This window comes from Synergistaceae bacterium, from assembly GCA_031267575.1.
Classification (GTDB): Bacteria; Synergistota; Synergistia; order Synergistales; family Aminobacteriaceae; genus JAIRYN01.
In genome coordinates, this window is record JAIRYN010000042.1 from 49,403 (window position 1) to 59,334 (window position 9,932).

The window sequence follows — 9,932 nt, forward strand, 5'->3', positions numbered from 1 at the left end:
TTTTGTCGACGGAACCTCAAGCGCAAAGAGAAGACAGAGATGTTTTTTGGGAACCGGCAAGAGTTACGACGGCGGAAGTCAAGATCAAAAGATCTCTTTTTATCGGGCGTCTTTTTCCTTGCAGAAGCGTCGAGGATGTTCGAACGTTCTTGACGTGTACGGAAACCGAGCACAAGAACGCGGCGCATCATTGTTGGGCGTATCTCTTGGATTCCCGGGGCAAAACAAAATATTTCTCCGACGACGGAGAACCCGCGGGGACTGCTGGAAAACCAATTCTTTCGGCCATAGAGCGATGCGGCATGGTCAACTTGCTGATAGTGGTAACGCGTTACTTCGGAGGGATCAAGCTGGGTGTTCGAGGATTAATCGAGGCTTATGGGCAGGCTGCTTCGAATGCGTTAGAGCGGGCCGAGCGGGTGAGACGGGTTCGCTCACGAAAGTTGGCGATTTGCCTCCCATACGCTATAATAAAAGATATAACGTATTTATTAGAAGTTTATGGACTGACCGGCGTTCCAAGGTGGAATTACGGCTCGGAGGTAGAGGTTATCGCCAGAGTGAAAGAGTCTGCTATGTTACAAATAACGGCTATATTCGATGAACTTCAGGCGAGAAAACGTATTCATAGCTGGAAATGGCTGGAAGAAGGTTTCTCTTATAATGAGCAACATAATCCACATATTATGGATTCATCGCCTTAAATAAGCTACTAATGCCTGTTCTTCTCCCCTTGCCAAAGGCGTTTTCCTCTTTAAACCAGAAGAAAACGCCTTTGGTCTTAATTAATTTTAAACTTTTCAGGCGCTTTAATTTTCTTAAATTTCTTTTAGCTGTGAAAGTCTTTGCAGGTTTCTTTAAGCAAATTTGATTATTGATGAATATTGACCTTTACGTTAAAATAGACAAATGAAAACAATATTAAATTTAACGTTATCTTACGATAAAGCGATGAGAAAGCCAACGACTTCAGCTGTTGGATAAGATTGGGTAAGATTGGATAAGAGTTGGATAAAATTGGATGAGAATCGCAACGCCGTCGTTAGCGGCGTTTGTTTTGTATTTGGTTTCTTGCCATATGTCTACTTTCATGTTAAACTCCTTTTATGGCTTATCAACGCGAGATACGGGGCGGAACACGACCGGGATATCAATCGGGATATTGATGCGGCTGTAAATATTCTCAGAGTGGGGGCATCCACTCTTAAAGGAAAAGACGTAAGACCGGTTTCAGTCGGCTGTCTTTGTCGATCTTAGAATTCCACAACTTTAGTCGTGGGAGTATGTCAACGTTGGAGTTTGTCTTTAGGATGGGCGCCGAGTTTCAGGGAGGTTTTGGAGGAATGCCTAATTTGACTTTGACGCGTGTGATCGAACAATATATCAACAAACTTTTCGGTGACGGAAGCGAGGAATCTAGCGTCTCGTTACGGCGAAAGGAGCTGGCGGAGTCTTTCGGATGCGTCCCCAGCCAGATCAACTATGTTCTGCGCAAATGTTTCACTCCTGAAAGGGGCTATTTGGTGGAAAGCCAAAGGGGGGAACACGGCTACATCCGTATCGTGCGCGTCTCCTACTCGAAACCGGAGGATAAGATAAGACACATGGAGGAGATCGTGGGCGATGCTCTTTCCGAACAAGATTGTAAAAGACTCCTGACCAATCTTCAAGAGAGAGGCTTGATAAATGTCCGGGAACGTCTGATAATTGAGGTGGCGTTGAGGTACGTGGACGGTTTGGGACGGTCCGAGTTCGATCTGTCGCCTTACAAGCGCAGCGTTCTCCAGGCCGACGTGTTGAAACGGACGTTGCGAGGTTTGCTGCTGACTTAACAAATCAAGTTCGCAAACAGAAAGGTATATGGACTCATGTGGCAATTTTTTACCGAACGAGGGAAAAAAGTTATCCAATTGGCTCACCGCGAGGCTCTGAAGATGGGGCACAATGTTATAGAGCCGGAGCACATTCTCCTAGGGATTATTTACGAGGGCGGTGGTTTGGGATATCAGGCATTGGTGGTCTTGGGACTGAATTTGGACGAAATCCGAATACAGATCGAAGAGGCTATGGGGAGATCCCAACCTACGTTAAAGGCCATTGACCTACCCCTCAGCCCCCGCGTGAAAAAGGCCTTGGAACTGGCAATACACGAGGCCCGCGGTATGGGCATCAACTACGTGGGCACCGAGCACATTCTCCTAGGGATACTCTCCGACACCAACAGCATGGTTTCTCAGTATTTTCTGGCGATGGGGATCGATGCCTCGGCGGTGCAGAAGCAGATCCTCGCGATCATGCCGGAGAACGGCGCAGTTGCCTCTCCGCAAGGGGTGGAGCCGTTTACCGAGAGGCTGAAGAAAAAAGGCCGCACAAAGACCCCGACCTTGGATCAACTGGGAATAGACCTGACCCAGAAGGGGCGCGACGGGGAACTGGACCCCGTTATTGGAAGGAGCAAGGAGATCAAACGGTTGATGCAGGTGCTTTGCCGCCGGACCAAGTGTAACCCCGTCCTTATCGGCGACCCCGGAGTAGGCAAAACCGCCGTAGTGGAGGGACTGGCCCAGCAGATCGCCGACGGCAACGTCCCGGAACCCCTGCGCGACAAGCGCGTCATTCAGCTCAACACCGGCAACCTGGTGGCCGGCACGAAGTACCGAGGCGAGTTCGAGGAGCGGTTACGCAGGATCGTTAAGGAACTTACCGACTCCAAGGAGGTCATTCTCTTCGTGGACGAGGTGCACACTATTGTGGGAGCCGGCAGCGCCGAGGGCACGGTGGATGCCGCCAATATCCTGAAGCCCAGTCTTTCCAGAGGTGTCTTTCAGCTCATCGGCGCCACAACGCAAGAAGAATACCGCAAGTATGTGGAACGAGACGCCGCGCTGGAAAGGCGCTTCCAGCCCGTAAAGGTGGAAGAGCCGAGCGTCGCCGATTCCGTGCGTATTCTGGAGGGCCTAAGGGATCGTTACGAGCTACACCACCAGGCCGCGATAGAAGACGAGGCTTTGATAGCCGCGGCCCAACTTTCCGCCCGCTACGTTAAAGATCGTTTCCTTCCCGACAAGGGCATTGACCTGATCGACGAGGCTGGGGCTAGGGCTCGGTTGAGGACTCTCGATCCGCCCGACTCGGTCCGGGAATTGGAACGACGGTTGGATCTCACGCGTAGAGAAAAAGAGGGCGCTGTGAACGCCCAAAATTTCGAGCTGGCCGCGAAACTCCGAGATGAAGAGCACTCCCTGGCCGACGAGCTGGAGAACGTGCGCAACATTTGGCACAACAGTTCGAGCACCCAAAAGGTGGTGGTGACGGCGGAGGATATCGCGGTGGTGGTTTCCGAACTCACGGGAGTTCCCGTCGTTCAACTGACGGAGGAGGAATCCGCCCGCTTGCTCCGAATGGAAGAGGAGATCTCCACCCGGCTGGTGGGGCAGGACGAGGCTATCAGCGCTGTGTCTCGCGCCATACGCAGGGCGCGCAGCGGACTCCGCGACCCCAAACGCCCCATAGGCAGTTTCCTCTTCACGGGACCGACCGGTGTGGGGAAAACGGAACTGGCCCGTTGTTTAGCCCGCTTCTTGTTTGGCAGCGAGGACGCCATGATCCGCCTGGACATGAGCGAGTTCATGGAAAAACATGAGATATCCAAGCTGTTGGGCGCCCCTCCCGGCTACATCGGCCACGACAACGGCGGAAAGCTGACCGAAATGGTCCGCAGACGTCCCTATTCCGTCATTCTCTTTGACGAAATCGAGAAAGCCCACCATGAGGTGTACAATATCCTGCTCCAAATTTTGGAGGACGGGCATCTGACAGACGGGCAGGGGCGTAAGGTGGACTTCCGTAATACTGTGGTGATCATGACCAGCAACGTGGGAGCCAAGGAGGCCACGCGAGGAAACCCCTTGGGCTTCGGCGTGGAGTCAGTGGACGTTTTGGACTGGGACCGGATGAAAAAAATCATTATGGACGAGGCGCAGAAACTTTTCAGGCCCGAATTTCTGAACCGTATCGACGAAATGGTGGTGTTCCGGCCCTTGTCGCGCGACCACCTGATGCGTATCGTGGAGATCATGCTTTCGGACGTTCGGTTGCGTCTGGGAGAGCGGGGAATCGGCATCGACATCGAACACGAGGCCAAAGCGATGATTTTGGACAAGGGCTTCCAGCCCAAGTTTGGGGCACGGCCTTTGAGGCGGGCCATCCAATCCATGATCGAGGACAAACTGGCCGATTCCGTGCTCGCCGGTAGAATTGGCAAAGGCAACACCGTTACGATTAAGGTTACGGACAATGAAATTGCCTTCGACACCGATGATTTTGCCCTATATACGAAATAGCCTGCGCACCGTGCGTTTTTGGGGTGTAGTGTCTTTTATTTGTGTTTCTCTAGGGTCGTTTGTCGCGAGTTTCTTACCGAGTTGGGCCGCGGCGGAGGAGATTCCTTGGACGACTCCTTATCTGGAGGACGAGGATGTGATGGCTTTTCTGGCTCTGGGACTCGGAGGAAAAGACGTGGCTTTCGCGGCTTGGTCGAATATGAATCCCTCCGAGAAACAGACGCTACGTGATCAAGCCGCGCTTGTTGCCTCAATGGCTCAAGCGGCGGAGAGAGACGGGTTTCTCGCCTCTCCCGACGTGGAGCTTGCCGTTCGATGGGGAACTCGTTCTCTGTTGGCCGAAGTATGGGAGAAAAAAGTCACCGATGAGATAGATTGCTCGGAGACAGCTCTTTACGCCTTTTATGAGGCCAACCGCCAGAGGTATTTCGACAGTGGAGCGGTGCGTTATCGTCAGATCACCTACCCGCCAGAGCGGGAAAAAATGGCATCGAGCATCAAAGAACGTCTTCGCGGAACATCCCTCGCTCGATTGCGAGGTTCTATTGCCGTGGGCTGGATTTTCTACGATAAACTCATTCCCACCTTGGCCGAGGAATTGCGGCACGCCCCGCTTCACAAGATCATGGGGCCGATCCAGGTTCCCACAGGCCATATGCTTTACGAGGTACTGGACCGGCGAGACCCCAGGCCCATACCTTTCGAAGAATGCAAATCCCTTGTGGAGAGCGATAAGATTAGGCTCACGATCAGAGAAAAGTTGGAAAATCGGTTGGAAAATCGGTTGCCGTAAGAGGATACATTAAGAGGATATATATCGTTTTTTCGGCAGCCGTTTTGTTTTCGGGGTGTGTCGCATGGCGAAAAAAAAGATTGCTTTTTTAGTGTGTGAAGCGGTGTTGTTTTTTGTCCCATTCGAAGCTATAAGCACAGCAAGGGCAGCTGAAGACTTTTCTTTACTCCTGTCCTCCGAGGCGATTCCTGAAAACTCGATCTTTGACCCAGAGCCTACAGATTTTGAACCAAAGTTAAGCTCCAAAGACATAGCGTTCGAGGTCATCTCTAAGGACTGGAGCTTCGATGAGGACTGGAGCTTCGATAAAGAGAATCCCATTGATGGACTTGTGCGGTCCGTATTGCGAGCAAGCCCGAACTTTTTCGATAGCGCGTCCCACGGATTGGAGGGCAACTACGTCGTCCTGAGAGAGGAAAGCGGCAACATCGAAGCGGGTGGCAAAATTTGCCGCGTCCGATTAATAGCGCTCCGAAAAAACGATGGGCTTTACGATCGGTCGCTTGTGCTTGAGGTTTCCGCGCCTGATGAGGAGCCTTTCTTGATCCCTCTCCCCGAGGACCTCAAGGGGTTTAAATCCACTTTCGAGATGAAAAATTTCGTATCCGCTTACAAGTCGGAGATTCTCTTGTTCGTCAAGGATGTCAACGACGAGATGCGGCGCTTGTTAATCATTGAACTCCAAGGGAAAGAGGGCAAGATCCTTTTCGATTCCAAACTCACCAACATTCCCACGATTATGGGGAGATTTTCTGATGGTTTTCGCGCCGAGATCTTCGTGAGGGAAACCGGCGACAGAGCGTTAATCGACCTGTCGTCCAGAAAAGAGGTCTACGAGACGAGGCTGATTTATATCAAGGATTTCGGTACCCTGCGAAGCCCTGTGACGGTCTGGAAAGACCGGTATTCGGTGTTACAACCTGTCGATGTGGACGGCGACGGCATATATGAGATAAGAGGCGTCGTCGACCTTGTGGGGGTTGGGCGTTCCGATCACGTTGCCTACGTGGAGTTTACATTGCGATATATAGGCGTGGAGTGGCGCATTCTCGACATTTGGATCTCCCCAGCTGAGGACCTGGCGAACCTGCCCATGCCGCGGCGAATCAACTGATCGGAAAATACATCAACAGCCCAACTAGCCTAACCCAGACTAACATGGAATATAACATGGAATACCCGATCACTCATCTCCCCCTTTGTCGCTCCGGCGCTCCAATAGCAAAATATTACGCCACTTTCCACGGGCGTCGCGTCCGAGACGTTCACGAACTCCCACCGTTCTAAAGCCGCATTTGTGATGGAGACCGACACTGGGGGTATTTTCCTCGGCGATGCTGGATTGGAGCGTCCAATATCCTTCGTTCTCCGATTCCTCGATCAGAACGTTCAGCAACGTTTGCCCAACGCGTTGCCCGCGGTGTTTCTCCGAGACGTAGATACTGATCTCTGCCACGCCGGCGTAAACACAACGGCCACTCACGGGCGACAACGCGGCCCACCCTACGACCACGCCGTTCAGAACGGCAACGATCCGACAATTTTGCCTATGCGCCGCGTCCCACTTTTCGAAAGTCGGAACCTCCGTCTCCAAAGTGGCATTTCCTGTTTGTATGCCCTGTCGGTAAATCTCGGCCACCGCCCGCCAGTCGTCCGCGTCCATCGCTCTTGTCGAAACGCCCATCTTTCCACCCTCTGCTTTCCACCCTCTGCTTTCCGCCCTCGCTCTGTAGTTGGTCAACCGTTGATCAACCGCGGATATCATATCTCAAAAGGGCGATAATATCGCAGAGATAACATAAACTTTGTTGACATTGATCGACTTTGTGATAAATTTGTCAATATACTCGCAAGCGGCCAGTTTGTTGATATTGTTATGGTCGATCAATAATATCCTACAAAAAGATTTTGCGAGCGCGTCTATAACCAATACACTGAATAGCCGGAGATAATAACAAAACGCCTACCAATTCTTCTAATTCTTCTAATTTCTTCTTTATTTTTAATTCTATGTTGTTTCGTCACAGTATTATCGATATAATTAGACCGCACTACGTAGCCGAAAAATACTATGCGAAACGTATCTGCTAGAGTATCAGTAGGTATGAATACGCTAAAAGGATCGGGTGAAATATCATGGATCTGACGCTTGTGTTTTTGAGAAAGTGGAATACAATCCCGCAGAGCAGAGCAGAGCAGAGCAGAGCAGAGCAGAGCAGAGCAGAGCAGAGCAGAGCAGAGCAGAGCAGAGCAGAGCAGAGCAGATTCTTTCCTTTCTTTTTTCTTTCTTTATTTTCTTTCTTTTCTTTCTTTTTTTGTGGCCTTTCGCTAGTTTTTTCGGTGAATGGCAATGATGATCAATCACAATATTTCTGCCCTCGGAGCGTATAATTCCCTGACATCGAACACAGAAGCTATGCAAAAGGCCATCAAGCGGCTCTCCACAGGTCTGCGGATCAACAGCGCGTCTGACGACGCGGCTGGGCTTGCTATCTCCGAGAAGATGCGCGCGCAGATTTACGGGACGACGCAGGCCCTTCGCAACTCGCAGGATGGAATTTCCATGATCCAGACGGCGGAGGGAGCCTTGGGAGAAATTCACTCCATGCTCCAGCGTATGCGCGAACTGGCTGTTCAAGCCTCCAACGACACACTGACTGCACAAGACCGTTCCTACATCCAACTGGAAATTGATCAACTCAAAGAGGCGGTAGACCGTGTCGCGAACACGACGCAGTTCAATAAAAAGAAGTTGCTGGATGGTACCCTTAATTTTCTAGGGAGCAGTTCGGACTCCCTCGTGTCGCTCGTTCAGTCCACGTTAACGCTATCGGGGGCAGAGGCCAACGTATCGGGAAACTACCGCATCACCGTCAGCGCCAAGGCCGGAGAGGCGGAGATTTTGAAGTCCAACATCTTTTACGCGATCAACGGCACGAAGAGCCTGACGAATGGCATCGAATACTCTGAGCAAGAGAAAACCCAAATCCGGGACGTGGGGGCCATCAACATGGCGGAGGGAGTATACGACCTGGAGACGCGGGAGGTGCCTTTCGGCAGCACGCAATTTTTGGTGGATGGAATCGTCATTACGGACCCGTCTCAGTACACTTCCACCCACGGTGTCACGGAGCTCGTCGCGCCCGGTATCAACGGCGACGACAAGAAAATCCCCTACGGCGAGTACACCTTCCGGGTCACGGACACGGTTCCTTTCATGGCGACCTATGACAGTGATCCTGATGGCAGCGGAGCGGTGGCTTCTGTTGGAGAGCCGACAGGAGGATACTTCCGCTCCAACTCCGATTCCCCACCATCCAACGGCGTTGTGGGAGACCGCGCGGTCAACGCCTCCATGAGCTTTCACGAAGAGACCTCAGTCGAGCGCCATGATACGCTGCTATGGAATAATTGCGGTTCCAGCGGCATCGATAACACCGAATATGCCACCAGTTTCACCGATCAAGGCGAGGCCGGGGATCTTCTCACTATCCGCGACGGTTACGAGTACAATATGTCCACCCAATTCAGCGTCAGTGTTTACGATCGCTGGAGGTTGGGCGACAATATTACGGAAACTTCGTATTTTGATGATACGGCCAATAACAGACGGTATTACATCTCCGCCAGGACCACGGTGACGATCACGGTGGACGATGTGACACTCAACGCCGGGGACGACATCGAGACAATTTATTATAAACTGAAGGATAACGGGGTAAACGTGTCCTGGGTTACCGAGCCGAATTTTGATGCCGCTGACCCTCATACTTCCGGGCAATTTAGCTATGCCCCCGAGATGATCACTGTCAGCGTCATCATCAATGTTCCCGACATCTCTGTCGGCTTCATCGACAGCGACCTACCTTACACTTCTCCTACCACTGAGGAGTGGGAAGACGTGGCGAACAACCAATACAACGATTTAATCGGGCGTATCAGCGGTCACGTAGAATCCAACGTTAACGGTAACGGTTTTCTGGGAAGCAGCGCCCAGATTGGCGGTCTCACCCCTGTTTTTGCGGGCGGTGGCGTGGGGAACACGGGAACCTTGACCTACACCATCGACCACGATGGGACGTCTATCACGTCAGACACGCGGGTGGCGCGAGACAGGATCAGCGTCATTGCTACCTGCGAGGGCGTGGACAGCCAGACGGGAAACATCGTATCGGGCAGCGCGACGCACGAGGCGTGGGTCGGCTTCGGCGAGGAGCTGAAGTTCAACGAAAACTTCGTTCCCTATACCAGTATCAACTTCGACAGCCTGATGACCGTAGGCGACATGACTGGCAACCCTCCTCACAACGACGGACGCGACGAAAATCCGCCGGTGAGGTACAGACTCGACCTGCTCGGATGGAGCACCGCTAACGGCTCCTACTATACCAACTGGCGCTCTGGAGGTTATATCGACCATTCCTTTGACTTCGCGACCTACACGTCACCGCAGATCACCGAGGCGGCGGACGTTATCACCGCGCGGACCGCCATACAAAACTCGAACCGGACCGGTAGGACACCAGACATCACGGGCATCGACGACTACGCCTGGCCAGAGGTCGATTACGTATTTAAAGACGGGGTTCTCGACAATAAAACCGTGCGTTTACCGGTGTTGTACCGCGCGAATTATTATTATGCTGTCGGCTCTTACGGAAATCTTTATGAAACAATGGCCATCAATTCCCTTTACCACAACTTCACGATCAACGGCGATTTCAAGGATGCGGAGAACGCTTTGAGTTACGCCTTTCGCACCCGTTCCGATCCAGTTCCAGAGGATGGATACGCCT

Annotated in this window: 7 protein-coding genes; 6 read left to right on the forward strand and 1 reads right to left on the reverse strand. The window is 52.0% G+C overall.

Features of this window, described 5'->3' with window-relative positions; genetic code table 11:
• Positions 1–2: 2 nt before the first annotated feature.
• The 5 genes from LBJ36_06245 to LBJ36_06265 all read left to right on the forward strand — a co-directional run bounded on the left by LBJ36_06245 (position 3) and on the right by LBJ36_06265 (position 6,250).
• Positions 3–704 (forward strand): YigZ family protein, encoded by a 702-nt coding sequence (locus LBJ36_06245; GenBank protein MDR1378637.1) that lies wholly within the window; start codon positions 3–5, stop codon positions 702–704.
• A 639-nt stretch (positions 705–1,343) separates the two neighbouring features.
• Complete coding sequence (locus tag LBJ36_06250; GenBank protein MDR1378638.1) at positions 1,344–1,832, forward strand: CtsR family transcriptional regulator; 489 nt, start codon at positions 1,344–1,346, stop codon at positions 1,830–1,832.
• A 36-nt stretch (positions 1,833–1,868) separates the two neighbouring features.
• Entirely contained in the window at positions 1,869–4,343 is a 2,475-nt protein-coding gene (locus tag LBJ36_06255) for an ATP-dependent Clp protease ATP-binding subunit (GenBank protein ID MDR1378639.1), read from the forward strand.
• Complete coding sequence (locus LBJ36_06260; protein ID MDR1378640.1) at positions 4,324–5,136, forward strand: peptidyl-prolyl cis-trans isomerase; 813 nt, start codon at positions 4,324–4,326, stop codon at positions 5,134–5,136. Before LBJ36_06255 ends, LBJ36_06260 begins: the two co-directional genes overlap by 20 nt.
• 64 nt (positions 5,137–5,200) lie before the next feature.
• A complete protein-coding gene (locus tag LBJ36_06265; GenBank protein MDR1378641.1) occupies positions 5,201–6,250 on the forward strand; it encodes a hypothetical protein in 1,050 nt (349 codons plus the stop codon).
• Between the two features lie 69 nt (positions 6,251–6,319).
• Here the strand turns inward: LBJ36_06265 and LBJ36_06270 are convergent, their stop codons facing one another.
• Positions 6,320–6,901: a GNAT family N-acetyltransferase gene (locus tag LBJ36_06270; protein ID MDR1378642.1), complete on the reverse strand. Its 582-nt coding sequence runs from the start codon at positions 6,899–6,901 to the stop codon at positions 6,320–6,322.
• A 585-nt stretch (positions 6,902–7,486) separates the two neighbouring features.
• On the opposite strand from LBJ36_06270, the gene LBJ36_06275 reads away from it, so the two are divergent.
• On the forward strand, positions 7,487–9,932 hold a 2,446-nt coding region (locus tag LBJ36_06275; GenBank protein MDR1378643.1), incomplete at its 3' end, for a hypothetical protein.